This window comes from Kosakonia sp. YIM B13588, assembly GCF_042788165.1.
GTDB classification, from domain to species: Bacteria; Pseudomonadota; Gammaproteobacteria; order Enterobacterales; family Enterobacteriaceae; genus Kosakonia; species Kosakonia sacchari.
On sequence record NZ_JBHZPO010000009.1, the window covers coordinates 75,316 to 100,123 of the forward strand.

The following is a 24,808-nucleotide window of genomic DNA, read 5'->3' on the forward strand; positions in this document are numbered from 1 at the left end:
AAAAATACTGAAGAGCCAGTATCTACTGGCTTTTTTGGCAAAAACAGGCCGGCGTTTGCCGGGATGAAAATAAGAAGATCGTGGAGAAAAGCATGAGCGCAAATGCGGAGAGTCAAACCCCGCAGCAACCGGTCAAAAAGAAAGGCAAACGTAAAAGTACCCTTCTTCTGCTGACCTTGCTCTTTATTGTTATTGCCGTGGCATACGGGATTTATTGGTTTTTGGTACTGCGTCACGTCGAGGAGACCGATGACGCGTACGTGGCAGGGAACCAGGTGCAAATCATGGCGCAGGTGTCCGGCAGCGTGACGAAAGTCTGGGCCGATAACACCGATTTCGTTAAACAGGGTGATGTGCTGGTGACGCTGGACGCGACAGATGCGCAGCAGGCGTTTGAAAAAGCACAAACCGCGCTGGCAAGCAGCGTGCGCCAGACCCGCCAGTCAATCATCAACAGCAAACAGCTGCAGGCGAGCATTGAGCTGAAAAAAACCGCCCTCGCCCAGGCGCAGAGCGATTTTAACCGCCGCGTGCCGCTCGGCAGTGCCAACCTGATTGGCCGCGAAGAGCTGCAACACGCCCGTGACGCCGTGGCCAGCGCACAAGCAGAGCTGGATGTCGCCATTCAGCAATACAACGCTAACCAGGCCATCGTGCTTGATACCCGTCTGGAAGATCAACCGGCGGTAAAACAAGCAGCGACCGAAGTTCGCAATAGCTGGCTGGCGCTGCAACGGACGAAAATCGTCAGCCCAATCACCGGCTACGTTTCCCGCCGTGCCGTACAGCCTGGCGCGCAGATCACCACCTCGACCGCGCTGATGGCAGTCGTTCCAGCCAGCAATTTGTGGGTGGATGCGAACTTTAAAGAGACGCAACTTGCGCATATGCGTATTGGCCAGAGTGCCACCATCATCAGCGACATTTACGGCGATGAAGTGAAGTACACCGGTAAAGTGGTCGGTCTGGATATGGGAACCGGCAGTGCGTTCTCGCTGCTGCCTGCGCAAAACGCCACCGGTAACTGGATCAAAGTGGTTCAGCGTCTGCCGGTGCGTATTGAGCTGGATGCCAAACAGCTTGCCGATCATCCGCTGCGTATTGGTCTTTCCACGCTGGTGAAAGTGGATACCGCCGATCGTGAAGGTCAGGTGCTGGCAAGCCAGGTGCGCACCAGCCCGGCTTATGAAAGCAACGCCCGGGAAATCAGCCTTGAGCCGGTCAACACGTTGATCGAAAACATCGTGAAAGCCAACGCCGGTTAATCTGAGGTGAGTGCAATGCAACAGAAACCGCTGGAAGGCGCGCAGCTGGTCATTATGACCATTGCGTTGTCGCTTGCGACCTTCATGCAGGTGCTGGACTCGACCATCGCTAACGTTGCTATTCCGACTATTGCCGGAAACCTTGGCTCCTCGCTGAGCCAGGGTACGTGGGTGATCACCTCGTTCGGGGTGGCGAACGCCATCTCGATTCCGATCACCGGCTGGCTGGCGAAACGCGTTGGGGAAGTGAAGCTGTTTCTCTGGTCTACCGTCGCCTTCGCTATCGCCTCCTGGGCGTGCGGCGTCTCCAACAGCCTGGGGATGCTTATCTTCTTTCGCGTGATCCAGGGTATCGTCGCCGGACCGCTGATCCCGCTGTCACAGAGCTTGTTGCTCAGCAACTATCCGCCCGCCAAGCGCTCTATCGCGCTGGCGCTGTGGTCAATGACGGTGATCGTCGCGCCGATTTGTGGGCCGATCCTCGGCGGTTATATCAGCGATAACTACCACTGGGGTTGGATCTTCTTTATCAACGTACCGATCGGTGCGCTGGTGGTGTTGCTGACGCTGCAAAGCCTGCGTGGGCGCGAAACGCGTACCGAGCAGCGGCGCATTGATGGCGTAGGGCTGGCGCTGCTGGTCGTCGGTATCGGTAGCCTGCAAGTGATGCTCGACCAGGGTAAAGAGCTCGACTGGTTTAACTCGACGGAGATCGTCGTGCTGACGATTGTCGCCGTGGTGTCGATAAGTTTCCTGGTGGTATGGGAGTTGACCGACGATAACCCGATAGTCGATCTGTCGCTGTTTAAGTCGCGCAACTTTACCATCGGCTGTTTGTGTATCAGCCTTGCCTATATGCTCTATTTCGGCGCGATTGTGTTGTTACCGCAGCTGTTGCAGGAAGTGTATGGCTATACCGCGACCTGGGCGGGGCTGGCTTCCGCGCCGGTTGGCGTGATACCGGTGCTGCTGTCGCCAATTATTGGCCGCTTCGCGCATAAGCTGGATATGCGCCGTCTGGTGACGTTCAGCTTTATCATGTACGCGGTGTGCTTCTACTGGCGTGCGTATACCTTCGAGCCGGGCATGGATTTCGGCGCTTCGGCGTGGCCTCAGTTCATTCAGGGTTTCGCGGTGGCGTGCTTCTTTATGCCATTGACGACTATTACTCTTTCCGGTTTGCCACCGGAACGGCTGGCAGCAGCGTCGAGCCTGTCGAACTTTGCGCGTACGCTGGCGGGCTCGATCGGAACCTCGATCACCACGACGCTGTGGACGAACCGGGAATCGATGCACCATGCGCAGCTTACGGAGTCGGTCAACCCGTACAATCCGAACTCGCAGGAAATCTATAACCAGCTGCAGGGGATGGGCATGTCGCAGCAACAGGCTTCCGGCTGGATAGCGCAGCAGATAACCAATCAGGGGCTGATTATCTCGGCCAATGAGATTTTCTGGTTCTCTGCGGGGGTGTTCCTGATCTTGCTGGGGCTGGTGTGGTTTGCCAAACCGCCATTTGGCGCGGGCGGCGGCGGCGCGCATTAACCTAAAAGCAAATCGCCTCCTTAATGGAGGCGATTTTTTGACTGCTTGTTTTACTTCTCAATGCCGAGGACTTCCAGCGTCATGACGGAAGTCACGCCGGGCGGCACCGCGCCAGGTATTCCTTCCTCACCGTAAGCCAACTCGGTGGGAACATAAATCTTCACTCGTCCACCCACGACCAGTTTTTTTACGCCAGCACGCATCACCATCGGCAGTTCGCTCACGCGCGCCGTATTGACTTCGTTCTGTGCGAGAACCTGCCCGGAGCTGACCTTTTCATCCACTTTGAAACGGATGACATCGGTATCGCCAATAGCGGCGCCTGGCCCACGTTTTTCAACCAAATAGACCACGCCGTTATCTGCCCGCACCGCGCCCTTTAGCTTCGCCGCATCGGCCAACAACTGCTGCCCTTGCTTCTTGTTGCGGGTTATTTCGCGTTGCCGCGCATCGTCTACCTGCTTGTTGAGCGTAGTGAGGACCTTTTCAAGATCGGCATTCGGCATTTGCAGACTGCCCGCAAATTTATCCTGCAAGCCTTGCAGAAAAGCCTGCGGCATAAATTGTTGACCAATGTCTTTCAGCGTTTCGCTTTCAAGCTGAACTTTTGCCGCAAACCAGACGCCCCACGCATAGTTGACGCGCGCAAGTTCAGACTTATCCGCCGCCAGCGAGAATGCCGGTGAATTCGCTTTACCCGCCCCATTTTCCGCCGCAGCTGGCGCACTCTTCACAGCAGCGAGTTGCTGTTCCATTTGCGCCTTCTCTTCGCCGCTCTGCTTTAATTTCGCTTCCAGCGCGGCAATGTGCGATGTCTGCTCTGCCGCTTGTTTGGTGGCAGCAGCGAACTGGTTGGTTATTTCATCGCGCTTTTTATTCGCCTCGGCAAGCTGGCTTTGTTGATCTGCGGCTTGTTTTGTGGCGGCAGCGAGCTGGCTGCTTATCTCGTCGCGCTTTTTATTCGCCTCAGCAAGCTGCTTTTCCTGTTCTACGGTTTTTGTGGCCGCCTGTTGCAGCTTCGCGCTGAGCTCCGCGCCCTGCTTTTTCGCTTCCGCCAGTTGCTGCTCCGTCTGCGATTTTTCTTCGCTGCGCTGTTTCAGCGTCGCTTCCAGCGTAGCGATGTGGGATGTCTGCCCGCCAGCCTGTTTCGTGGCGGCAGCGAGCTGGCTGGTTATCTCGTCGCGTTTTTTATTCGCCTCGGCAAGCTGCTTTTCCTGCTCAGCGGTTTTCGTTGCCGCCTGCTGCAGCTTTGTGCTGAGCTCCGCACCCTGCTTTTTCGCTTCCGCCAGTTGCTGTTCCGCCTGCGATTTTTCTTCGCTGCGCTGTTTCAGCGTCGCTTCCAGCGCGGCAAGTTGCTTTTCCTGCTCAGCGGTTTTCGTTGCCACCTGCTGCAGCTTCGCACTGAGATCTGCGCCCTGCTTTTTCGCTTCCGCCAGCTGCTGTTCCGCCTGTGATTTTTCTTCGCTGCGCTGCTGCAACTCATCTTTCAATGTCGTAATACTTAGCGCCTGCTCACTCATCTTTTTCGCGGCGGCATCAAGGTTATTATTTGCCTCTTCACGTTTATTATTCGCTTCGGCAAGTTGCTTCTCGCTGGCCTGCAGCTGTTGTTGTAGCTGCTTATTTTCACTGCTAATGATCGGCGGCGGCTGTTTGCTATCGTCGCCTGCGTTATTTTTTTGCTGTATGGGCGTTGCTGAGATCTGTTTTTTGCGCAGCGTTTCTGCTTCACGCCGCAACTCCACGAGTTTGCGTTTCAGTAACCTGACTTCTTGATCACTTGATGCTTTTTTTGGCGCGGTCTGCTGTTTAGCAGCAGCCTGTGATGAAGACGTAGCAGCTGAGCCTGTACTAGTGTGGTCCGCCGTAAACGGAGACTGCGGCTCGGCTGATATTATGTGTTCCTCGTTTAGTCGGTCGAGTAATGAGGCAGGCTCAGCGCTGGTGGCTGATGATGATATAGCCGATAACAGCACAGCAGATGAATAAAATAGTTTTCTCATAACTGTTTCAGGGCATTTGCGCGACTGGACATATTAGTGAATACCGCGCTGCGCACACGCGAGCAAACCACTTCAATCTTACTATCAATTTCGGATTTCATTATTTCCGCAGAATTCTTATCAATTATTGGTCGATTTCGCTTATAGACTTCATAACTTTTATTAATCGTATTAAATTGCTGTTTGTAAGTTTCAAATGCGGAATTATCCAGGCCTTTTAAGGCAGTCAGAAGCTCGTAACATTGTTGCGTCTGCTGTTTCTGTGGCGCATCTTTCACCACGGAGGGCACCGTTGATTTAACACAACCCGCTAATGTAAAGGGTAAAACGAGGGAGAGACATAAAAGATAAGAGTGTGAACGCCGCATAATATCCTCATCATTCAGGCATATCATTTCACTGAATTACATTCAGTTAATAAATAAATTAAACGTGAAATATCCGTCAAATAACAACAGGGGTGAAAACTATCACGCCAGAATTTAAATAACAACAAGAAGCCACATAGCCGGAATGGATATTATTGACGCATCATGATTTCATTATAATTAATGAAATACAATACTTTCACTGAATGAATAGAATATGAAAATGTGCGGATAAAATAATAATGCCGCCTTCCAGGCAGAAAGGCGGCATGGGGAAACTAGATGTGCAGTTCCTGCAATTTCTCTTTCGGCAGGGCGAGTTCTTCGTTGCTGTTAACGCGAACATCGCGATCGAGGATGTGACGCGCGATTTCTTGCGCTTCTTCCAGAGAGTGCATTTGGTATGTCCCGCACTGATAGATGTTCAGTTCCGGGATCTGATTCTGCTCTTTTACTTTCAGGACATCTGCCATCGCCGCTTTCCAGGCATCGGCGACGCGCTGTTCGTCCGGCGTACCGATCAGGCTCATGTAGAAACCGGTGCGGCAACCCATCGGAGAGATGTCGATGATCTCAACGCCGTTGCCGTTGAGGTGGTTACGCATAAAACCGGCGAACAGATGCTCCAGCGTATGGATACCTTTTTCCGGCATCACTTCTTTGTTAGGTACGCAGAAACGCAGGTCGAATACGGTAATGGTGTCGCCGTGCGGCGTGTCCATAGTCTTGGCAACACGGACTGCTGGCGCTTCCATACGGGTATGATCGACAGTGAAGCTATCCAATAATGGCATTTAGTCACCTCCGACAGTGATTTTTAAAAAATAAAATGAACTCTTTTTTCCCGTGCGAGTCTGAGTATATGAAAGACGCGCATTTGTTATCATCATCCCTGAACTTCAGAGATGAAATTTTGGCCACAGAGATGTGGCCTTTTTCTTTTGTATCAGGCGTGGCGCGCGAGTAACGCCTCGAATGACTCCGAATCTCCGGCTTCAACCTCTGCCTGACGCGCCAGCGACGCTTTGCACTCGGCGATAAAATCTTCCTCAAGCAAAATTTCCAGTGGCTCTTCACGCAACTGCGACCGGTATTGATCGCCCAGGGCTTTCCCTGTGCCGCCAATACCATTATCTATCATTAAGCGCAGAATGCGCGCTGAGAATGTCAATTCCGGATCGTCGAAGCTGGCAACCAACTGGTCACACACTTTTTCGTACTCTTTGCCACCGTACACGCCATCCAGCGTCTGCGCTACTCGTTTCAGATCGCTAAACAGATCCTTACCGACCTGAGCGAGCGGGAACTGTGCGGTTTCGCAGCCCATTCCGAGCGTCAAACCAGGTTTACGCCCTTCGAGAATCACGCGATTCCAGTTAGTACGGGTGCATAGAAGTTCATCGCTGCTCATTTCCGGCGCATCAGCCAGCACGCACCAGACCATAAACAGATCGAGGAAACGCACCTGCTGCTCGTCAACGCCAATGGCGGTGAACGGATTGATATCCAGGGAACGCACTTCGATGTACTCAATGCCGCCGCGCAGCAACGCATCCGAGGGTGTTTCGCCGCTACGGGTTACACGTTTCGGGCGAATGGGTGCATACAACTCGTTTTCAATCTGCAGAATATTGGTGTTGATCTGTAAGTATTTGCCCTCTTTCTTCAGACCAATTTTGGCGTATTCCTCAGAAGGCGTTTTGATGGCGCGCTTCAACGCCACCACATAGTCATGCAGGTTATTGAAGGTAATACCGAGATTGCTTTGCGATTTATTGGTGTACCCAAGATCGCTCAGGCGTAATGAGGTCGCATACGGCAAGTAGTACATACCGTTCGACGTTTTCTCAAACGGCAGCGTTGTCGGTTTCCCTTGCAGGAACGACGAGCAAATTGCTGGCGAAGCGCCAAACAGATACGGGATCACCCAGCCAAACCGGTAGTAATTGCGGATGAGGCGAAAATAACCTTCCGATACCGATTCTTTATCCGTACTGCCGCTTTTCGCTTCCCAGAAAGCCATCGGCAGCGAAAAATTGTAATGCACACCGGAAATGGTTTGCATCAGCGCGCCATAGCGATTTTTCAGCCCTTCGCGATAGAGCGTTTTCAGGCGACCAATATTGGACGTGCCATACTGCGCCAGCTCAATCTCCTGACCATCTTTGATATAGCACGGCATGCTCAACGGCCACATGCGTTCGTCGCCTATCTGGCGCGCAGTGTAGCGGTGAATATCACGCATGATGGTCAGCATATGATCGATATCGCCATCTACCGGAGTGATAAATTCCAGCAGCGCTTCAGCAAAATCGGTGGTGATCCATTTATGGGTCAGTGCTGAGCCAAGCGCAGCCGCGTGACCCGTAGTTGCCAGAGAGCCATCCGCATTTACGCGCAGCGTTTCACGCTCAAGACCGCGTTGTATCCCCTTCAAAGCTTGAGGATGTTTTTCCAGCCAGGACAGCGCCTGTGATACGTCCGGGATCAAATTGACCTCCCGCCTGTCATAATCATTTTATTAAGCATAATTGTAATGGTTGACGATTAAAGGTCACTCACTCAGTCCAATTAGTGCCACCACGTCATACCCTGCAGCGTCACAAAGGCGATCGCCAGATAGCGCAACGCTTTGCCAAGGCATAAAAAAATCACTACCGGCCCCCACGACAAGCGCATCCATCCTGCCAGCAGGCACAGCAAGTCGCCTATTACAGGCACCCAGCTTAACAACAGCGCTGCCGCGCCGTATCGTTTAAGCCAGTCAGTCGCTTTTTCCTGCCAGCGCGATGTTTTACGCTGCGGGAAGAAACGCCCAAGAATAACGTTAGTCAGCCCTCCAAGGCTATTACCCATTGTTGCTATTACAACAAGAAGCCAGGGCTGGCTAACGTGAGAAATTAGCATTGCAACCAGCACGACCTCAGAATTACCAGGCAACAGCGTGGCGCTGAGAAAGCTGCTGGAAAACAGTGACAACAGCGACAGCGTGTCGCTCACAATAAGCGTACGTCCACGACGTCCATACCGGCTGCACGCGCCGCCTGAAGCCCGAAATCTGCATCTTCGAAAACAATGCATTGCGTCGGTTCCACCCCCATGCTTTGCGCACAAAGCAGGAAAGTATCGGGCGCGGGTTTATGATGTTTAACATGATCGGCTGCGATAACAGCGTCAAAATATTCCCGCAATCCAAGGTGTGCCAGCAGCGCTTCCGCAATCGCGCTTTCGCTGCCCGTTCCCACAGACATCGGACGACGACCATGCCACGCTTTCACCACCTCGATAAGCGGTAATGGGCGAACAGAGTCCAGCAGCATTGCTTTTACAACTGCCGTTTTTTCTTGAGCCAACAGATGAGGATCGAGATCGCCCTGGTTAGCTTCAATAATGGATTGCGCGATACGCCAGGTTGGAGCGCCGTTAAGCCCAATCATCGCCTGTTCGTCAAAACGCATCCCATAACGCCCGAGCACTTCATGCCAGGCTTTACGGTGAGTTGGCTCTGTATCAAGAATAGTGCCATCCATATCGAAAATCAGACCAGCGTAACGTTCGTACATCATGTTCTCACAAAGCGGATAACAAACAGTTACTTTAACGTAAACAGTGATTTTTGTCGCTGCCAGCGAGTGAGAAGCATTGTGTTAAGCATGATTTTGACGGGGTACCGGTGAGACGAAGTTTTGTGTTTTGCACAGGCGATGCGGTCTGGAGAATGGCTTTGTTTAACTTGTAGGGTATTGCCTGAGCTGCGTTATTCTTGCTGGTATCAGCAGAAACATGCACTAAACCTGAGAGAATAAATCGACGGGGGTATTGCAGAAGATGGTGCATCCGGGAGGATTCGAACCTCCGACCGCTCGGTTCGTAGCCGAGTACTCTATCCAGCTGAGCTACGGATGCATCGGGAAAAGTTTTACGCTACAGATTCAGAACTTCATGACCAAACAAATCCGGGAAGATAACTCGGATTCATCTCGCCTTCAGACCGTGGCTGAAACAGCGCTGCCCTTTCTGATTCCGGCAATTATGTTCGCCGAAACTGACAGAATAAATAGTCTGGTGTATGAAGAAGATGGTGCATCCGGGAGGATTCGAACCTCCGACCGCTCGGTTCGTAGCCGAGTACTCTATCCAGCTGAGCTACGGATGCATCGGGAAATGCTATTTACAACGCTGATTCATATCTGCATATCATCGGCGTACTGAGCAAAAATGGTGCATCCGGGAGGATTCGAACCTCCGACCGCTCGGTTCGTAGCCGAGTACTCTATCCAGCTGAGCTACGGATGCATCGGGAAACTTACTTTACAACGCTGATTCAGTGCTGCGTTACCTCGCCACACTGAAGAAGATGGTGCATCCGGGAGGATTCGAACCTCCGACCGCTCGGTTCGTAGCCGAGTACTCTATCCAGCTGAGCTACGGATGCATCGGGAAATGCTATTTACAACGCTGATTCATATCTGCATATCATCGGCGTACTGAGCAAGAATGGTGCATCCGGGAGGATTCGAACCTCCGACCGCTCGGTTCGTAGCCGAGTACTCTATCCAGCTGAGCTACGGATGCATCGGGAAACTTACTTTACAACGCTGATTCAGTGCTGCGTTACCTCGCCACACTGAGCAAGATGGTGCATCCGGGAGGATTCGAACCTCCGACCGCTCGGTTCGTAGCCGAGTACTCTATCCAGCTGAGCTACGGATGCAAAATGGCGGTGAGGCGGGGATTCGAACCCCGGATGCAGCTTTTGACCGCATACTCCCTTAGCAGGGGAGCGCCTTCAGCCTCTCGGCCACCTCACCACACGCGCCTCTTTCGAGTGCTTCGAAGAACTTGTTAAGGGCTCATCGTCGCTGCGTGGCGCACATATTACTTTCTGGGACTTATAAGTCAAACACTTTTTCCAGCCCCTGAATCGTTTGCACACTTCGCAGGCAATTAGCCTGCAAAAAGGCCAAAAAGGATGTTTTATCAGCAAAATTTCTGCCGTTCCGCTGCAGAAAAATTGCAAACACATGCACGGCCCAAAAGCGCGTAACAGAGGAAAACAGCGAGTATGCAATAAAAAGGAAACGTAACGAGGGGAAAATCAGGAGGAGGTGTTGCGTCTCGCCGGGAAACAGCGAGACGCGATAATAGCATCAGTAGTTCGACTGCTGTGATTTTTCAGCCTGGATACGCTGGTAGATCTCTTCACGGTGAACGGAAACTTCTTTAGGGGCGTTAACGCCGATACGAACCTGGTTACCCTTAACCCCTAATACAGTCACAGTGACCTCATCCCCAATCATGAGGGTTTCACCAACTCGACGAGTCAGAATCAGCATTCTTTGCTCCTTGAAAGATTAAAAGAGTCGGGTCTCTCTGTATCCCGGCATTATCCATCATATAACGCCAAAAAGTAAGCGATGACAAACACCTAAGTGTAAGCAGTCACGGCATTACATTCTGTTAAACCTAAGTTTAGCCGATATACAAGACTTTAACCTGACTTTATCGTTATCAATAGCGTAGTGGCAACAACGCCATAACCGCAAGGTTATGGCGTCTGCTTTCGCTTTGTAATTATGACAGTTTAGCGCTTACCCAGTCTTTTACACTGGCGAGAGCGGCAGGCAGTGCGGCTGCGTCAGTACCGCCGGCTTGCGCCATATCCGGACGTCCGCCACCTTTACCCCCAACCTGCTGGGCAACCATACCGATCAATTCCCCGGCCTTCACACGGTCGGTCACACCCTTCGACACACCCGCAATCAGGGAAACTTTTCCTTCCGCCACGGTGGCAAGCACAATCACTGAATCACCCAGTTGGTTTTTCAGATCGTCCACCATGGTACGCAGCATCTTCGGCTCGACGCCAGCGAGCTCGCTAACCAGCAGTTTGACGCCGTTAAGATCAATCGCTTTTCCGGACAGGCTAGCGCTCTCCTGCGCCGCGGCCTGCTCTTTAAGCTGCTGCAACTCTTTTTCCAGCTGGCGAGTACGTTCAATAACAGTACGCACTTTATCACCGAGGTTCTGGCTATCGCCTTTCAGCAACTGCGCGACATCATGCAACTGGTCACTTTGCGCATGCAGGCTGGCAATCGCGCCTTCACCGGTTACCGCTTCAATACGGCGCACGCCCGCCGCCGTGCCGGATTCAGACACAATACGGAACAGACCAATATCACCGGTGCGGGAAGCATGTGTGCCGCCGCAGAGCTCAGTCGAGAAATCCCCCATGCGCAGCACGCGCACGCGATCTTCGTATTTCTCGCCAAACAACGCCATTGCACCATTCGCTTTTGCCGCTTCCAGATCCATGATGTTGGTTTCGATTGGCAGGTTACGGCGAATTTGCGCGTTCACCAGATCTTCTACCGCACGGATTTCCGATGGTTTCATGGCTTCAAAATGGGAGAAGTCAAAACGCAGCGCTTTGTCGTTTACCAGCGAGCCTTTCTGCGCAACGTGCGTACCGAGCACATCGCGCAGCGCGGCATGCATCAGGTGTGTGGCAGAGTGGTTCAGACGAATACGCGCACGGCGCGCTTCATCGACTTCCGCTTTCACACCGTCGCCGACTTTCAACGAACCGCTATTCAGCTTACCGAGATGACCAATCGCCTGACCGTATTTCTGCGTATCCTGTACGGCAAAGGCAAAGCCATTACCTTTCAGTTCGCCTTTGTCGCCCACCTGGCCGCCAGACTCGGCGTAGAACGGCGTCTCATCGAGAACAACCACCGCTTCCTGACCTGCGGCAATCGCATTCACCGGCTTACCGTCGACAAACAGCGCTGTCACTTTGCCGTTCAGTTCCAGATGGTCATAGCCTTTAAATTCTGACGCGCCATCAACGCGGATCATTGCGTTGTAATCTGCGCCGAAACCGCTGGATTCGCGTGCGCGGCGGCGTTGCTCTTCCATCGCGGCTTCAAAACCTGCTTCGTCAACTTTCAGGTTACGCTCACGACAGACATCGGCGGTTAAATCCACCGGGAAGCCATAAGTGTCGTACAGGCGGAAAGCGGTCTCGCCGTCCAGCGTGTCGCCTTTCAGTTTTGCCAGCTCTTCGTCAAGCAGCGCCAGACCGCGCTCCAGCGTACGTGCAAACTGCTCTTCTTCGGTTTTCAGAACCTGCTCAACCTGAGCTTGCTGGCGTTGCAGATCTTCCCCGGCGGAACCCATCACCTCGATCAGCGGGCCAACCAGCTTATAGAAGAAGGTGTCCTTCGCGCCCAGCATGTTGCCGTGACGAATCGCACGACGAATGATACGACGCAGCACATAGCCACGGTTTTCGTTCGACGGAATAACGCCATCGGCGATCAGGAAGGCACAGGAACGGATGTGGTCAGCGATTACGCGCAGGGATTTGTTACCCAAATCGGTCGCGCCGGTCACGTTTGCTACCGCCTGAATCAGCTTCGCGAACAGGTCGATTTCGTAGTTGGAATTCACATGTTGCAGCACCGCGGCAACGCGTTCCAGGCCCATACCGGTATCCACGGACGGCTTCGGCAGCGGTTCCATGGTGCCATCGGCCTGGCGGTTGAACTGCATAAAAACGATGTTCCAGATTTCGATATAGCGATCGCCGTCTTCTTCCGGGCTGCCCGGAGGGCCACCCCAGATATGGTCGCCGTGATCGTAGAAAATCTCGGTGCACGGGCCGCACGGACCGGTATCGCCCATCTGCCAGAAGTTGTCAGAAGCGTAAGCGGCACCTTTGTTATCGCCGATGCGGATAATGCGCTCGCGCGGCACGCCCACTTCTTTTTCCCAGATTTCGTACGCTTCGTCGTCCGTTTCGTATACCGTCACCCACAGACGCTCTTTCGGCAGGTTGAACCAGTTCTCACCGGTCAGCAGTTCCCATGCGTACTGAATAGCATCATGTTTGAAGTAGTCGCCGAAGCTAAAGTTGCCCAGCATTTCAAAGAATGTGTGATGGCGTGCGGTGTAACCGACGTTTTCCAGGTCGTTGTGTTTACCACCAGCACGAACGCAACGCTGTGCTGTGGTAGCGCGGGAATAATTACGTTTGTCGAGCCCAAGGAATACATCCTTGAACTGGTTCATCCCGGCGTTGGTAAACAGCAGAGTCGGGTCGTTATTCGGTACCAGGGAGCTGCTGGCAACTACCTGATGTCCCTTACTATGGAAAAAATCGAGAAACGCCTGACGGATCTCAGCGGTGCTCTTGCTCATAATTATCCTGAAATCAAGCTAACGAAATGTGGTAACCGGCGGTTGCCATACATGGAAAACGCGCCAGCTACTGGAAAAAGTGGGAATAAGATAAGTTTTCTTTACTGCGAAGTAAAATCCCGTATGCGCTCAGTCGGCAAAATTTCGCCATATTTCCTGAATATCTTCCTGCATAAAGCCGCGATAGAGTAAAAAACGCTGCACTTTTACTTTCGCCGTATATTCAGTCGGTAGCGGTTCACCATATTTGCGCTGCGCCTGCGCACGGGCACTCTCCACCCAGTCGATATCGCATTCGCGTAGCGCGCTTTCACTGTCTTCGCGCGAGATCCCTTTCTGGTTTAATTCCTGTCGAATGCGCGCCGGACCATAACCTTTACGCGCACGGCTGGCGATAAACTGGCGCACAAAGCGCATGTCATCAAGAAAGTTATGCTCCAGACACCACGCAACGACCTCTTCGACCTCTTCCGGCGTGATATCCAGTTCTTCCGGGCCGTTTTTACTCATTACTGGCGCGGTTAATTTGCGACGAAACTCTTTTTCGCTGTGATCGCGCATCGCCAGAATCCGTATAGCTCTGTCACGCAGGCGGGAAACGGCGGAGCGGCGAGAAGGGTTTTCAGACATAGCTTGATCCTGTGTGCGTAGAAAAGCAAAAGGGCTGCATCAGCAGCCCTTGATTACCATTCAAACTATCAGAAATCTTCGTTGGTCTCTTCAACGCCTTCGTCATTGCCATCGGCAGTGAATTCAGCGGAAGAATTCTGGTTGCTGAGCAGAATTTCGCGCAGCTTTTTCTCGATCTCTTTTGCCGCCGCCGGGTTTTCTTTCAGCCAGGTTGTTGCGTTCGCTTTACCCTGACCAATTTTGTCGCCGTTGTAGCTATACCAGGCACCCGCTTTTTCAATCAGTTTCTCTTTCACGCCAAGATCGACCAGCTCACCGTAGAAGTTAATGCCTTCGCCGTAGAGGATCTGGAATTCAGCTTGTTTGAACGGCGCAGCGATTTTGTTTTTCACCACTTTTACGCGGGTTTCGCTGCCGACCACGTTATCGCCCTCTTTCACCGCACCGATACGGCGAATATCCAGACGCACAGAGGCGTAGAATTTCAGCGCGTTACCGCCAGTGGTGGTTTCCGGGTTACCGAACATTACGCCAATTTTCATACGGATCTGGTTGATAAAGATCAGCAGCGTATTGGACTGTTTCAGGTTACCGGCCAGTTTACGCATCGCCTGGCTCATCATACGCGCCGCAAGGCCCATGTGAGAGTCGCCGATTTCGCCTTCGATTTCCGCTTTCGGCGTCAGCGCCGCAACGGAGTCGACCACCAGCACGTCAACCGCACCGGAGCGCGCCAGCGCGTCACAGATTTCCAGCGCCTGCTCACCGGTGTCCGGCTGAGAACAGAGCAAATTGTCGATATCAACGCCCAGCTTGCGAGCGTAAACCGGATCCAGCGCGTGTTCAGCATCGATAAACGCACAGGTTTTACCTTCGCGCTGTGCAGCGGCAATGACCTGCAGGGTCAGCGTCGTTTTACCTGAAGATTCAGGCCCGTAAATTTCGACAATACGCCCCATCGGCAAACCGCCAGCGCCCAGCGCGATATCCAGCGAGAGCGAACCGGTAGAGATGGTTTCCACATCCATGGAACGGTCTTCACCCAGACGCATGATGGAGCCTTTACCGAATTGCTTTTCGATCTGACCCAGTGCGGCTGCAAGCGCCTTTTGTTTGTTTTCGTCGATAGCCATGATTACTCCTTCATGCAGAGTGAAGCGCGTTACGCTCCGCGGTGAATTACTGTTCTGTTGTCGCAATTATACTGTATGGTCATACAGTATCAAGCATTTTGTAGAAAATGTTGCCAAAGGGTTTGCAGGGCATAGGCGGTAGCCTGTCTGCGCACCGCTTCACGGTCACCTGAGAAGCATTCACGCCGCGTGATCCCTTCCCCGCTGACGCTGGCAATGCCAAACCAGACGGTGCCAACCGGCTTCTCGTCGCTGCCGCCATCCGGCCCGGCGATACCGCTGATAGAAATCGCATAGTCGGCGCGCGCCGCTTTCAGCGCACCAATCGCCATCTCGACCACCACCTGCTCGCTGACCGCGCCGTGCGCATCCAGCGTGGCGGGTTGTACGCCAATCATTTGGGCTTTCGCTTCATTACTGTAGGTAACAAACCCGCGTTCAAACCAGGCGGAACTGCCAGCGATATCGGTTACCACCTTCGCCACCCAGCCGCCGGTACAGGATTCTGCCGTGGTCAGCGTCGCGCCGCGCGCCTTAAGCGCCAGCCCGATGCGTTCGCTGAGCTGCATTAATTCATTGTCCGTCATGATGGCTCCCGTGCGTCTAAAAACTGTGGCGGAAAAGATACCACTTTCCGCGAAAAGATGGGGACGGGATGGCGAATTTACGAGGAGGCTTCCGAAAAAAGGCCAGCGAGCGCTGGCCTGCGTGGCTTATTACCTGTTACTTCATGCTGTTATAGATAGTGTCGACGTTGTGACGAAAGGCTTTTTGATAGGTATCTGCCACCCCGCCTTTGGCGCTTAACGCTTCCGGATAAAGCTCGCCACCCGGTTGCGCGCCGGTTGCACTGGCGATCTGTTTCACCAGCCGTGGATCCAGCTGGTTTTCCATAAACCACACTTTCACGCCATCGGCTTTAATCTGTTTGATAAGCGAGGCCACCTGTGCGGCACTGGCTTCACTTTCAGAAGAGATGCCTTGCGGCGCCATGAAATCAACGCCGTAAGCGCGAGCAAAATAGCCAAACGCATCGTGGCTGGTCAGCACTTTACGTTTCGCCTGCGGCACCGCGCTGAAGCGCTCTTTTGCCCAGCTATCCAGCTTGTTTAACTGATCGATATAACGCTGACCGGAAGCATTCAACGCGGCTTCATCAGCCGGATCAGCTTTCACCAGCGCGGCAAGAATATTCTTTGCGTACAGCGCGCCATTCGCGGCGCTGTTCCAGGCGTGGGGATCGGTCACTGTTGCGCCATCTTCTTCCAGCGTATGCGTTGCAACACCGGTTGATGCGACGACAAGCTGACCTTTAAAGCCAGAGGCTTTCACCAGACGATCCAGCCAGCCTTCCAGCCCCAGGCCGTTCACCACCACCACATCGGCGCTGTTGAGCAGCGCGCTGTCTTTCGCCGATGGTTCAAAGGTGTGCGGATCGCCATCCGGCCCCACCAGCGTCGTCACCTTGACGTGATCGCCGCCAATCTGCTGGGTGATATCGCCCAGAATCGAGAAGCTGGCGACCACATTTACTGTTTTTGCCATTGCGCCCTGCGCCACCAGGCCGAGCGCCAGCGCCAGAATAAGCCCTGTCCGTTTCATCATTTCCCCTTGCTACGTTAAAAGTGCGCGCAGGCTGTGAGCCAGCCCACTGCGCGTGCCGAATAAAATGGAAAAAAAGAAGACAATACTGGCGGTCAGCACAATCGCCGGTCCGGCGGGCAACCCCGCCATCCACGACAGACTTAACCCAAGCCAGGCGCACAGCGCGCCAATGCTGGCCGCCAGCAACAACAATCCGGGTAATGTCCGCGCCCAGCAACGCGCTGCCACAGCGGGGAGCATCATCACGCCCACTGCCATTAATGTGCCGAGCACCTGAAACCCGGCCACCAGATTGAGCACCAGTAACGCCAGAAACAGCCCGTGCAGCAGGCCCGGCGCGCGCGGCGAGTTAACCTGCAAAAACGCGCTGTCGAACGCTTCACTGACCATGCCGCGATAGCAAAACGCCAGCACCAGCAGCGTCAGGCTGGCCACACCCGCGACAAACAGCGCCGAATCGCGATCGACCGCCAGAATCGAGCCAAACAGCAGATGCAGCAGATCGACACTGGAGCCGCGCAGCGACACCAGCGTGACGCCGAGCGCCAGCGACCCGAGGTAGAAACCGGCAAAGCTGGCGTCCTCTTTAAGCGGCGTGCGGCGGCTTACCCAGCCTGCCACCAGCGCGACGGTGATACCTGCGACAAAACCGCCGATACTCATCGCCAGCAGCGACATCCCGCTTAGCAAATAGCCCACCGCCACGCCAGGCAGAATGGCGTGCGACAGCGCATCACCCATCAGGCTCATGCGCCGCAGCAGCAAAAAAACGCCCAGCGCCGTGGTACTGATGGAGAGCGCCAGACACACCACCAGTGCGCGGCGCATAAAGCCAAATTCGATAAACGGCTGAAAAAAGAGATGCCAGATCATGCGCTGCACACCTCATCTTTTGCCGCGAAATGCACTGTCGTGCCCCACTGCGCCACGCGTTCGTCGAGGCGTAATGTTTGCGGGAAATAGCGAGACACGCGCTCGCTATCGTGCAGCACGGCAAGAATGGTTTGCCCGCCGCGATGCATGTCCACAATCTGCTCCATCAACAGTTGCGATGTGGCTTCATCAATACCGGTAAACGGCTCGTCGAGCATGACCAGCGGCGCGTTCTGCACCCAGACGCGGGCAAACAGCATGCGCTGAAACTGCCCGCCGGAAAGCGTATCAATTGTCTCGTGCGCCATTGCCGCCAGCCCAACGCGCTCCAGTCCCTGAGCGATTCGGCTGCGGGCATCGCGGTTCAACCCGCGAAACAGCGAAACGCGCGGCCAGCAGCCCATACTCACTACGTCCTGCACGGTGAGCGGAAATTGTGATTCCAGCGCGTGGCGCTGCGCCAGCCAGCCGATGACTGGTCGCGCCGGTTGCCAGCGCAGAACGCCGCTCACCGGCGGTAAAAATCCGGCCAGCGTTTTTAACAGTGTCGATTTGCCGCAGCCGTTCGCGCCAACAATCGCCGTCATGCTGCCGCGCGCCAGCGTGCCGCACAGCGCCGGCGTGATCGCGAGGCGATCGTAGCCTGCGACCAAATGGTCAAGTTCAATCATGGCAGCGCAACCGCCCAGCTTGTCAGGAGCCAAAGCACCGCTAATAGCGCGGCCGCCAGCACTAAGCGGATGGTGCCGGAAAGGGAAAACAGCGTTACGGGAATCATTCACATACCTCATATGTTATAACGTAACAATAATCAGTATGAATGATTAAGTAAATCGCTATGCGTAACGGGAGTGCATCGAAATGTTTCAGGTTCCCCTCCCGCAGGAGGGGAGAGAGATCAGCGAACGCGCGCCAGTGAAACCGCCTGGCCGAGCTGCCAGACCGCCATCGCGTAGTGTGTGCTGTGGTTATAACGGGTGATAGTGAAGAAGTTCGGCAGACCGTACCAGTACTCATAGCCGGTGCCGACATCAAGTCGCAGCAGGCTCGCCTGCTGGTGCGCGCCCAGCGGCTGCTGTGGCGTTAAGCCCGCAGCAGCCAGTTGCCCGACGCTGTAGTTCGTTTTAAAGCCATTTTCCAGCCCCGGCGCCTGGCCGTTGGCCGGGATCGCCACCACATCGCCTTTCACCCAGCCGTGCTGTTTGAAGTAGTTCGCCACGCTGCCAATGGCATCCACCGGATCCCACAGGTTGATATGCCCGTCGCCGTTGAAATCGACGGCGTACTGCTTGTATGAAGAGGGCATAAATTGTCCATAACCCATTGCGCCAGCGAAAGAACCTTTTAGATCAAGCGGATCATCGCTCTCATCACGCGCCATCAGCAGGAACGTCTCCAGCTCGCTGGCGAAATACTCCGCGCGGCGCGGGTAAGCGAAGGCCAGCGTCGCTAACCCGTCCAGAATACGCGTTTTGCCCATCACGCGGCCCCAGCGGGTTTCCACGCCGATAATGCCAACGATAATTTCCGGCGGCACGCCGTAAACCATCCACGCGCGGTTAAGCGCATCTTCATACTGATTCCAGAACGCCACGCCATTTTGCACATTGTCCGGGGTGATGAACTGCTTGCGATAGCGCAGCCAGGCGCCATTCGGCCCGGTTGGCCCCGCTGTCGTCGGCGCTTGCTTATCCATCAGGCGCAACACGTAATCCAGGCGTTTGGCCTGCGAGAGAATTTCATGCAGTTGCTGGCGGTCAAAACCGTGCTTGCTGACCATCATATTGATGAACTGCTCCGCCGCCGGGTTATTGGCAAAGTCACCGCCGGTCATCAGAACATTGTGCTGCGGCTCAAGCAGGAAACCGCCGGAAGGCGCGGGCGACGCGGTTTGCGGGGTTTCAGCAAGCGGGGGTTTACTGCTACAGGCACAGAGCACAACAAACGCAGGCAGTAATGCTGCGTAACAACGCTTCAACATGGGACTTCCATTTTAAACGAATCAGCCAGGAGCAAGTATGGTAAAGCATCTGCGTACCGACAAGGAAGCGCCGTAACGCCTGCGCACGCGATCTCACTTCACTTTTTCACTTTCCATTACGCGTTCATTTAATTCCGCTCATCCTTGCAAAAACTTTCACAATGATCATTTTTTCTTTCATAACGAGACCTAAATAACACATTTCAACCTTTCATAATGATTATGATAGTGCACGGTTAAACAACAAAACGACAACCCTACAGGAGAGAACAATGGAAACCATTACGCATGGTGCCGAATGGTTCATCGGGCTGTTTCAGAAAGGCGGCGAAGTGTTCACCGGCATGGTGACCGGTATTTTGCCGCTACTGATAAGCCTGTTGGTCATCATGAACGCACTGATTAATTTTATTGGCCAACACCGTATCGAAAAATTTGCCCAGCGCTGCGCGGGCAATCCGCTTGCCCGTTATTTACTGCTGCCCTGCGTCGGCACGTTTGTCTTCTGCAACCCTATGACGCTGAGCCTCGGGCGCTTTATGCCAGAGAAGTACAAACCCAGTTATTACGCTGCCGCCTCCTACAGTTGCCACTCGATGAATGGCCTGTTTCCGCATATCAACCCTGGCGAGTTGTTTGTTTATCTGGGGATTGCCAACGGTCTGACAACACTGGGCTTGCCGCTCGGCCCGCTGGCGGTGAGCTACCTGCTGGTCGGCCTGGTGACCAACTTCTTCCGCGGCTGGGTCACCGACCTGACCACGTCCATTTTCGAGAAGAAAATGGGCATTCAGCTTGAACAAAAAGTCCAACTCGCTGGAGCAACATCATGACGCGCATAGTGATTGAAAAAGGCGCCAGCGGCTGGGGCGGCCCGCTGGAAATCGACGCCAGCACTGAGAAAAAAATCGTCTATATCACTGCAGGCACCCGTCCGGCAATTGTCGACAAGCTGGCGCAACTCACCGGCTGGCAGGCGGTAGACGGCTTTAAAGAGGGCGAACCGCCAGCGGAGGAGATCGGCGTCGCGGTGATCGACTGTGGCGGCACGCTGCGCTGCGGCATCTATCCGAAACGCCGCATCCCAACGGTGAATATCCACGCCACCGGGAAATCCGGCCCGCTGGCGCAGTACATCCTGGAGGATATCTATGTCTCTGGCGTGAAAGAGGAAAATATCCATCTGCACGGTGAAGCGCCGACCGTCACGCCAAAACGCACGGTGACAAAGGATTACGACACCAGCAAAAAGATCACCGAGCAGAGCGATGGCCTGCTGGCGAAAGTCGGCATGGGCATGGGCTCGGCGGTCGCGGTGCTGTTCCAGGCCGGGCGCGACACCATCGACACGGTGCTGAAAACCATTCTGCCGTTTATGGCCTTCGTCTCGGCGCTGATCGGCATCATCATGGCCTCCGGGCTTGGCGACTGGATTGCCCACGGGCTCGCGCCGCTTGCCAGCCATCCGCTTGGGCTGGTGACGCTGGCGCTCATCTGCTCCTTCCCGCTGCTGTCACCCTTCCTCGGCCCAGGTGCGGTGATTGCACAAGTTATCGGGGTACTGATTGGTGTACAGATCGGCCTCGGCAATATTCCGCCGCACCTTGCCCTGCCCGCGCTGTTCGCCATTAACGCCCAGGCGGCGTGCGACTTCATTCCGGTGGGCTTGTCACTGGCGGAAGCGCGTCAGGATACGGTGCGCGTCGGCGTCCCCTCCGTGCTGGTCAGCCGATTTTTAACCGGTGCGCCAACGGTGTTAGTCGCCTGGTTTGTCTCCGGTTTCATTTATCAATAAGGGGTGTTTTATGAGTGTGATTTATCAAACCACCATTACCCACATCGGTGAAAGCGCCCCGGACGCGCTGAGCGACAACATGCTGATCACCTTCCGCGAAGGCGCGCCTGCGGATGTTGCCGAGTTCTGCTTTATCCATAACCACGGTGCGCTTTCGGGCGCGCTGTTACCCGGTGCGCAGTTTGAACTGGGCGAACGCCGCTACCCGGTCACCGCTGTAGGCGACGTGGCCGAGCAGAATTTGCGTGAACTGGGTCATATCACCCTGCGTTTCGATGGACAAACGCAGGCGGAATACCCCGGAACGGTACACGTCGCAGGCCCGGTGCCTGACGGTATCGCCCCCGGCTGCATTTTGAAATTTGTCGCTTAAGTCGTAAGGAGAAGAGTATGAAACAGGTTGCCGTTGTCATTGGTGGAGGACAAACCCTTGGGGCGTTCCTTAGCCGTGGGCTTGCCGCAGAAGGTTACCGCGTGGCGGTAGTGGATATTCAAAGTGATAAAGCGGCAAATGTCGCCCAGGAGATCAACAGCGAGTTTGGCGAAGGGATGGCCTACGGCTTTGGCGCGGACGCCACCAGCGAGCACAGCGTGCTGGCGCTGGCGCGCGGCGTGGATGAGATTTTTGGCCGTGCGGATTTGCTGGTCTACAGCGCCGGTATCGCCAAAGCGGCATTTATCAGCGATTTTGCGCTCGGTGATTTCGACCGTTCTTTGCAGGTGAACCTGGTGGGCTATTTCCTTTGCGCACGTGAGTTCGCGAAATTGATGATTCGCGACGGCATTCAGGGGCGCATCATCCAAATCAACTCCAAATCCGGCAAAGTGGGCAGCAAACACAACTCCGGCTACAGCGCGGCGAAGTTCGGCGGCGTGGGCTTAACGCAATCACTGGCGCTGGATCTGGCAGAGTACGGCATTACCGTGCATTCGTTGATGCTGGGTAACTTGCTGAAATCGCCGATGTTCCAGTCACTTATCCCGCAATATGCCAGCAAACTGGGCATCGCGGCGGACGAAGTAGAGCAATATTACGTCGACAAAGTGCCGCTCAAGCGCGGCTGCGATTACCAGGATGTGCTGAACGTGCTGATGTTTTACGCCAGCCCCAAAGCCTCTTACTGCACCGGCCAGTCAATTAATGTCACCGGCGGCCAGGTGATGTTCTGATCCGCATGGCCCTCCGCGCGGGGGCCTGATTTAAAAGGAGATCGCTATGGTTTCAGCCCTGATTACCGTTGCCGCCATCGCCTGGCTTTGCCAGATGGCGCTTGGCGGCTGGCAAATCCGCCAGTTTAACAAAGCGTTTGATACGCTGTGCCAGCGCGGGCGCGTCGGCGTTGGGCGCTCCGGCGGGCGCTTCAAACCGCGCGTGGTGCTGGCCGTCGCGTTTGATCAACAAGACCGCGTGACCGACACCCTGCTGATGCGCGGCCTGACCGTTTTTGCCCGACCAACAAAAATCGACCACGTAATGGGGATAAAAAGAGAGGAATTAGAGCCTGATGTGATCTTTCCCCATGATCCGAGCTGTCAGAATGCTCTATCATTAGCGCTTAAAATGAAACATTGATAATTTCGTTGTGAACGCTAATAGCTTGCGAAATTATCATTTCGCAACGTAACGCAGGATATCAGCGCCTATGAAACCACGTCAGCGTCAGGCGGCTATTCTTGAGCATCTGCAAAAGCAGGGAAAGTGTTCTGTTGAAGAGCTGTCAGCTTACTTCGACACCACAGGGACGACCATACGTAAAGATCTCGTCGCGCTGGAACATTCCGGCGCGGTGATCCGCACTTATGGCGGCGTGGTGCTCAACAAAGATGAAGCCGATCCCCCGATTGATCACAAGACGCTTATCAACACCGTGCAAAAAGGGCTGATTGCCGAAACGGCAGTGACCTACATCCACGACGGCGATTCGATCATCCTTGATGCGGGCAGTACGGTGCTGCAAATGGTACCGCTGCTCAGCCACTTCAATAACATCACGGTGATGACCAATAGTTTGCATATCGTTAATGCCCTATCTGAGCTGGATAACGAGCAAACGATCCTGATGCCGGGCGGCACCTTCCGTAAGAAATCGGCCTCGTTCCACGGCCAACTGGCGGAAAACGCCTTTGAGCATTTCAGCTTCGACAAGCTGTTTATGGGCACCGATGGCATCGATCTGAACGCAGGCGTCACCACTTTTAACGAGGTATTCACCGTCAGCAAAGCGATGTGCAACGCCGCGCGGGAAGTGATCCTGATGGCGGACTCCTCCAAATTTGGCCGTAAAAGCCCGAACGTGGTCTGTAGCCTGGAGAGCGTGGATAAGCTGATCACCGATTCCGGGATCGCCGCCGACGTGCGCGCCGCGCTGGAAGCCAAAGGGGTTGAAGTGATCATTGCCGGAGAAAAACATGAGTGAGTCATTAATTAACGCCGGACGGCAAACCCTGCTGCTGGAGCTTCAGGAAGCCAGCCGTCTGCCGGATCGCCTCGGTGAGGCGTTTGTGCGCGCCGCCGAAACCGTGCTGCACTGCGAGGGGAAAATCATCGTCTCCGGGATCGGCAAATCCGGCCATATTGGCAAAAAGATTGCCGCGACGCTTGCCAGCACCGGCACACCGGCATTTTTCGTCCATCCGGCGGAAGCACTGCATGGCGATCTGGGCATGATCGAAAGCCGCGACGTGATGTTGTTTATCTCTTACTCCGGTTCGGCCAAAGAGCTGGATCTGATCCTGCCGCGTCTTGAAGAGAAATCCGTCGCCCTGCTGGCGATGACCGGCAAACCGCGCTCCCCGCTGGCGCTCGCCGCACGGGCAGTGCTGGATATCTCGGTTGAACGCGAAGCCTGCCCGATGCACCTGGCGCCGACTTCCAGCACCGTCAACACGCTGATGATGGGCGACGCACTGGCGATGGCGGTGATGCAGGCGCGCGGGTTTGATGAAGAGGATTTTGCCCGCTCTCATCCGGCAGGCGCGCTTGGCGCGCGGTTGCTCAATAAAGTGCATCATCTGATGCGCAAAGAGGAACAGATCCCGCAGGTGCAATTTACCACCAGCGTGATGGACGCGATGCTGGAACTGAGCCGCACCGGTTTGGGTCTGGTAGCGGTCTGCGACAACCAGCGCCATGTAAAAGGTGTATTTACCGATGGCGATCTTCGCCGCTGGCTGGTGTCAGGCGGAGCGCTAACCGCGCAGGTTGATAAAGCAATGACGCCCGGTGGTATCACGCTGGAAGCGGGCAGCCGCGCCGTGGACGCTAAAGAGCGCTTAATGCAGCGCAAAATTGCCGCCGCCCCGGTGGTGGATGACGCCGGTTTACTGGTCGGTGCCATCAACCTGCAAGATTTCTACCAGGCTGGCATTCTGTAACGCTTCAATCCCGGACGTTTCGCCAGCAGG

General features: G+C 54.7%; 24 protein-coding genes and 7 tRNA genes. 9 read left to right on the top strand and 22 right to left on the bottom strand.

Going from position 1 to position 24,808, the window contains the following annotated elements; translation table 11 throughout:
* Positions 1 to 20 precede the first annotated feature (20 nt).
* Together emrA and emrB are read left to right on the top strand one after the other, a co-directional pair.
* Complete coding sequence (gene emrA / locus ACFX4U_RS16035) at positions 21 to 1,265, top strand: multidrug efflux MFS transporter periplasmic adaptor subunit EmrA (protein WP_340223696.1); 1,245 nt, start codon at positions 21 to 23, stop codon at positions 1,263 to 1,265.
* 15 nt (positions 1,266 to 1,280) lie between these two features.
* The gene (gene emrB / locus ACFX4U_RS16040; protein ID WP_313508502.1) at positions 1,281 to 2,810 is read left to right on the top strand and encodes a multidrug efflux MFS transporter permease subunit EmrB; all 1,530 of its coding nucleotides are present in this window, start codon (positions 1,281 to 1,283) and stop codon (positions 2,808 to 2,810) included.
* A gap of 50 nt (positions 2,811 to 2,860) precedes the next feature.
* Here emrB and ACFX4U_RS16045 read toward each other — a convergent pair whose 3' ends face one another.
* The 22 genes from ACFX4U_RS16045 to mltB form a co-directional block, all read right to left on the bottom strand.
* Complete coding sequence (locus ACFX4U_RS16045; RefSeq protein WP_313508501.1) at positions 2,861 to 4,555, bottom strand: FKBP-type peptidyl-prolyl cis-trans isomerase N-terminal domain-containing protein; 1,695 nt, start codon at positions 4,553 to 4,555, stop codon at positions 2,861 to 2,863.
* 254 nt (positions 4,556 to 4,809) lie between these two features.
* Positions 4,810 to 5,094, bottom strand: a complete 285-nt coding sequence (locus ACFX4U_RS16050; protein ID WP_305735217.1) for a hypothetical protein — start codon at positions 5,092 to 5,094, stop codon at positions 4,810 to 4,812.
* A gap of 365 nt (positions 5,095 to 5,459) precedes the next feature.
* Positions 5,460 to 5,975: an S-ribosylhomocysteine lyase gene (gene luxS / locus ACFX4U_RS16055; protein WP_249880928.1), complete on the bottom strand. Its 516-nt coding sequence runs from the start codon at positions 5,973 to 5,975 to the stop codon at positions 5,460 to 5,462.
* 152 nt (positions 5,976 to 6,127) lie between these two features.
* Positions 6,128 to 7,672, bottom strand: coding sequence for a glutamate--cysteine ligase (gene gshA / locus ACFX4U_RS16060; RefSeq protein WP_313508499.1), 1,545 nt, complete (start codon positions 7,670 to 7,672; stop codon positions 6,128 to 6,130).
* Between the two features lie 80 nt (positions 7,673 to 7,752).
* Positions 7,753 to 8,181: a YqaA family protein gene (locus ACFX4U_RS16065; protein WP_017459318.1), complete on the bottom strand. Its 429-nt coding sequence runs from the start codon at positions 8,179 to 8,181 to the stop codon at positions 7,753 to 7,755.
* Positions 8,178 to 8,744, bottom strand: coding sequence for a fructose-1-phosphate/6-phosphogluconate phosphatase (gene yqaB, locus ACFX4U_RS16070; RefSeq protein WP_305737561.1), 567 nt, complete (start codon positions 8,742 to 8,744; stop codon positions 8,178 to 8,180). Before yqaB ends, ACFX4U_RS16065 begins: the two co-directional genes overlap by 4 nt.
* 266 nt (positions 8,745 to 9,010) lie before the next feature.
* A tRNA-Arg gene (locus ACFX4U_RS16075) sits at positions 9,011 to 9,087 on the bottom strand.
* A 173-nt stretch (positions 9,088 to 9,260) separates the two neighbouring features.
* Positions 9,261 to 9,337, bottom strand: a tRNA-Arg gene (locus ACFX4U_RS16080).
* A 63-nt stretch (positions 9,338 to 9,400) separates the two neighbouring features.
* Positions 9,401 to 9,477: transfer RNA gene (locus ACFX4U_RS16085), tRNA-Arg, on the bottom strand.
* A 62-nt stretch (positions 9,478 to 9,539) separates the two neighbouring features.
* Positions 9,540 to 9,616: transfer RNA gene (locus ACFX4U_RS16090), tRNA-Arg, on the bottom strand.
* Positions 9,617 to 9,679: 63 nt separating this feature from the next.
* Positions 9,680 to 9,756: transfer RNA gene (locus ACFX4U_RS16095), tRNA-Arg, on the bottom strand.
* Between the two features lie 62 nt (positions 9,757 to 9,818).
* Positions 9,819 to 9,895: transfer RNA gene (locus ACFX4U_RS16100), tRNA-Arg, on the bottom strand.
* Positions 9,896 to 9,899: 4 nt separating this feature from the next.
* Positions 9,900 to 9,992, bottom strand: a tRNA-Ser gene (locus ACFX4U_RS16105).
* A 339-nt stretch (positions 9,993 to 10,331) separates the two neighbouring features.
* The gene (csrA, locus tag ACFX4U_RS16110) at positions 10,332 to 10,517 is read right to left on the bottom strand and encodes a carbon storage regulator CsrA (protein ID WP_007370562.1); all 186 of its coding nucleotides are present in this window, start codon (positions 10,515 to 10,517) and stop codon (positions 10,332 to 10,334) included.
* Between the two features lie 238 nt (positions 10,518 to 10,755).
* On the bottom strand, positions 10,756 to 13,386 hold the full coding sequence (gene alaS / locus ACFX4U_RS16115) for an alanine--tRNA ligase (protein ID WP_349350435.1): 2,631 nt from the start codon (positions 13,384 to 13,386) through the stop codon (positions 10,756 to 10,758).
* A 129-nt stretch (positions 13,387 to 13,515) separates the two neighbouring features.
* Positions 13,516 to 14,016, bottom strand: coding sequence for a recombination regulator RecX (recX, locus tag ACFX4U_RS16120; RefSeq protein ID WP_349350434.1), 501 nt, complete (start codon positions 14,014 to 14,016; stop codon positions 13,516 to 13,518).
* Positions 14,017 to 14,084: 68 nt separating this feature from the next.
* On the bottom strand, positions 14,085 to 15,149 hold the full coding sequence (gene recA, locus ACFX4U_RS16125; RefSeq protein ID WP_349350433.1) for a recombinase RecA: 1,065 nt from the start codon (positions 15,147 to 15,149) through the stop codon (positions 14,085 to 14,087).
* Positions 15,150 to 15,238: 89 nt separating this feature from the next.
* The gene (gene pncC, locus ACFX4U_RS16130; protein ID WP_200552544.1) at positions 15,239 to 15,736 is read right to left on the bottom strand and encodes a nicotinamide-nucleotide amidase; all 498 of its coding nucleotides are present in this window, start codon (positions 15,734 to 15,736) and stop codon (positions 15,239 to 15,241) included.
* 136 nt (positions 15,737 to 15,872) lie between these two features.
* Entirely contained in the window at positions 15,873 to 16,751 is an 879-nt protein-coding gene (locus tag ACFX4U_RS16135; protein ID WP_313511155.1) for a metal ABC transporter substrate-binding protein, read from the bottom strand.
* A 12-nt stretch (positions 16,752 to 16,763) separates the two neighbouring features.
* Complete coding sequence (locus tag ACFX4U_RS16140) at positions 16,764 to 17,627, bottom strand: metal ABC transporter permease (RefSeq protein ID WP_305735212.1); 864 nt, start codon at positions 17,625 to 17,627, stop codon at positions 16,764 to 16,766.
* On the bottom strand, positions 17,624 to 18,298 hold the full coding sequence (locus tag ACFX4U_RS16145; protein ID WP_313511153.1) for an ATP-binding cassette domain-containing protein: 675 nt from the start codon (positions 18,296 to 18,298) through the stop codon (positions 17,624 to 17,626). Before ACFX4U_RS16145 ends, ACFX4U_RS16140 begins: the two co-directional genes overlap by 4 nt.
* 227 nt (positions 18,299 to 18,525) lie before the next feature.
* The gene (gene mltB, locus ACFX4U_RS16150; RefSeq protein WP_200552541.1) at positions 18,526 to 19,608 is read right to left on the bottom strand and encodes a lytic murein transglycosylase B; all 1,083 of its coding nucleotides are present in this window, start codon (positions 19,606 to 19,608) and stop codon (positions 18,526 to 18,528) included.
* 272 nt (positions 19,609 to 19,880) lie between these two features.
* On the opposite strand from mltB, the gene srlA reads away from it, so the two are divergent.
* The 7 genes from srlA (at position 19,881) to gutQ (ending at position 24,778) form a co-directional block, all read left to right on the top strand.
* A complete protein-coding gene (gene srlA, locus ACFX4U_RS16155; protein ID WP_017459307.1) occupies positions 19,881 to 20,441 on the top strand; it encodes a PTS glucitol/sorbitol transporter subunit IIC in 561 nt (186 codons plus the stop codon).
* Positions 20,438 to 21,403, top strand: coding sequence for a PTS glucitol/sorbitol transporter subunit IIB (locus ACFX4U_RS16160; RefSeq protein ID WP_313511151.1), 966 nt, complete (start codon positions 20,438 to 20,440; stop codon positions 21,401 to 21,403). Before srlA ends, ACFX4U_RS16160 begins: the two co-directional genes overlap by 4 nt.
* Positions 21,404 to 21,413: 10 nt before the next feature.
* On the top strand, positions 21,414 to 21,776 hold the full coding sequence (srlB, locus tag ACFX4U_RS16165) for a PTS glucitol/sorbitol transporter subunit IIA (RefSeq protein ID WP_097401482.1): 363 nt from the start codon (positions 21,414 to 21,416) through the stop codon (positions 21,774 to 21,776).
* 17 nt (positions 21,777 to 21,793) lie between these two features.
* On the top strand, positions 21,794 to 22,573 hold the full coding sequence (srlD, locus tag ACFX4U_RS16170) for a sorbitol-6-phosphate dehydrogenase (RefSeq protein ID WP_200552538.1): 780 nt from the start codon (positions 21,794 to 21,796) through the stop codon (positions 22,571 to 22,573).
* A gap of 46 nt (positions 22,574 to 22,619) precedes the next feature.
* Entirely contained in the window at positions 22,620 to 22,976 is a 357-nt protein-coding gene (gene gutM, locus ACFX4U_RS16175) for a transcriptional regulator GutM (protein WP_313511147.1), read from the top strand.
* Between the two features lie 70 nt (positions 22,977 to 23,046).
* Complete coding sequence (locus ACFX4U_RS16180; RefSeq protein ID WP_065370234.1) at positions 23,047 to 23,820, top strand: DNA-binding transcriptional repressor; 774 nt, start codon at positions 23,047 to 23,049, stop codon at positions 23,818 to 23,820.
* Positions 23,813 to 24,778: an arabinose-5-phosphate isomerase GutQ gene (gene gutQ / locus ACFX4U_RS16185; protein WP_313510039.1), complete on the top strand. Its 966-nt coding sequence runs from the start codon at positions 23,813 to 23,815 to the stop codon at positions 24,776 to 24,778. Before ACFX4U_RS16180 ends, gutQ begins: the two co-directional genes overlap by 8 nt.
* Positions 24,779 to 24,808 lie beyond the last annotated feature (30 nt).

Bases quoted from the DNA above. Each gene is read 5' to 3' on its own strand.
- luxS (WP_249880928.1), bottom strand. From the start codon at position 5,975: ATGCCATTATTGGATAGCTTCACTGTCGATCATACCCGTATGGAAGCG.
- alaS (WP_349350435.1), bottom strand. From the start codon at position 13,386: ATGAGCAAGAGCACCGCTGAGATCCGTCAGGCGTTTCTCGATTTTTTC.
- emrB (WP_313508502.1), top strand. From the start codon at position 1,281: ATGCAACAGAAACCGCTGGAAGGCGCGCAGCTGGTCATTATGACCATT.
- mltB (WP_200552541.1), bottom strand. From the start codon at position 19,608: ATGTTGAAGCGTTGTTACGCAGCATTACTGCCTGCGTTTGTTGTGCTC.
- ACFX4U_RS16135 (WP_313511155.1), bottom strand. From the start codon at position 16,751: ATGAAACGGACAGGGCTTATTCTGGCGCTGGCGCTCGGCCTGGTGGCG.
- yqaB (WP_305737561.1), bottom strand. From the start codon at position 8,744: ATGTACGAACGTTACGCTGGTCTGATTTTCGATATGGATGGCACTATT.
- srlA (WP_017459307.1), top strand. From the start codon at position 19,881: ATGGAAACCATTACGCATGGTGCCGAATGGTTCATCGGGCTGTTTCAG.
- gutQ (WP_313510039.1), top strand. From the start codon at position 23,813: ATGAGTGAGTCATTAATTAACGCCGGACGGCAAACCCTGCTGCTGGAG.
- csrA (WP_007370562.1), bottom strand. From the start codon at position 10,517: ATGCTGATTCTGACTCGTCGAGTTGGTGAAACCCTCATGATTGGGGAT.
- recX (WP_349350434.1), bottom strand. From the start codon at position 14,016: ATGTCTGAAAACCCTTCTCGCCGCTCCGCCGTTTCCCGCCTGCGTGAC.
- gutM (WP_313511147.1), top strand. From the start codon at position 22,620: ATGGTTTCAGCCCTGATTACCGTTGCCGCCATCGCCTGGCTTTGCCAG.
- srlD (WP_200552538.1), top strand. From the start codon at position 21,794: ATGAAACAGGTTGCCGTTGTCATTGGTGGAGGACAAACCCTTGGGGCG.
- ACFX4U_RS16140 (WP_305735212.1), bottom strand. From the start codon at position 17,627: ATGATCTGGCATCTCTTTTTTCAGCCGTTTATCGAATTTGGCTTTATG.
- ACFX4U_RS16180 (WP_065370234.1), top strand. From the start codon at position 23,047: ATGAAACCACGTCAGCGTCAGGCGGCTATTCTTGAGCATCTGCAAAAG.
- ACFX4U_RS16160 (WP_313511151.1), top strand. From the start codon at position 20,438: ATGACGCGCATAGTGATTGAAAAAGGCGCCAGCGGCTGGGGCGGCCCG.
- pncC (WP_200552544.1), bottom strand. From the start codon at position 15,736: ATGACGGACAATGAATTAATGCAGCTCAGCGAACGCATCGGGCTGGCG.
- srlB (WP_097401482.1), top strand. From the start codon at position 21,414: ATGAGTGTGATTTATCAAACCACCATTACCCACATCGGTGAAAGCGCC.
- recA (WP_349350433.1), bottom strand. From the start codon at position 15,149: ATGGCTATCGACGAAAACAAACAAAAGGCGCTTGCAGCCGCACTGGGT.
- ACFX4U_RS16145 (WP_313511153.1), bottom strand. From the start codon at position 18,298: ATGATTGAACTTGACCATTTGGTCGCAGGCTACGATCGCCTCGCGATC.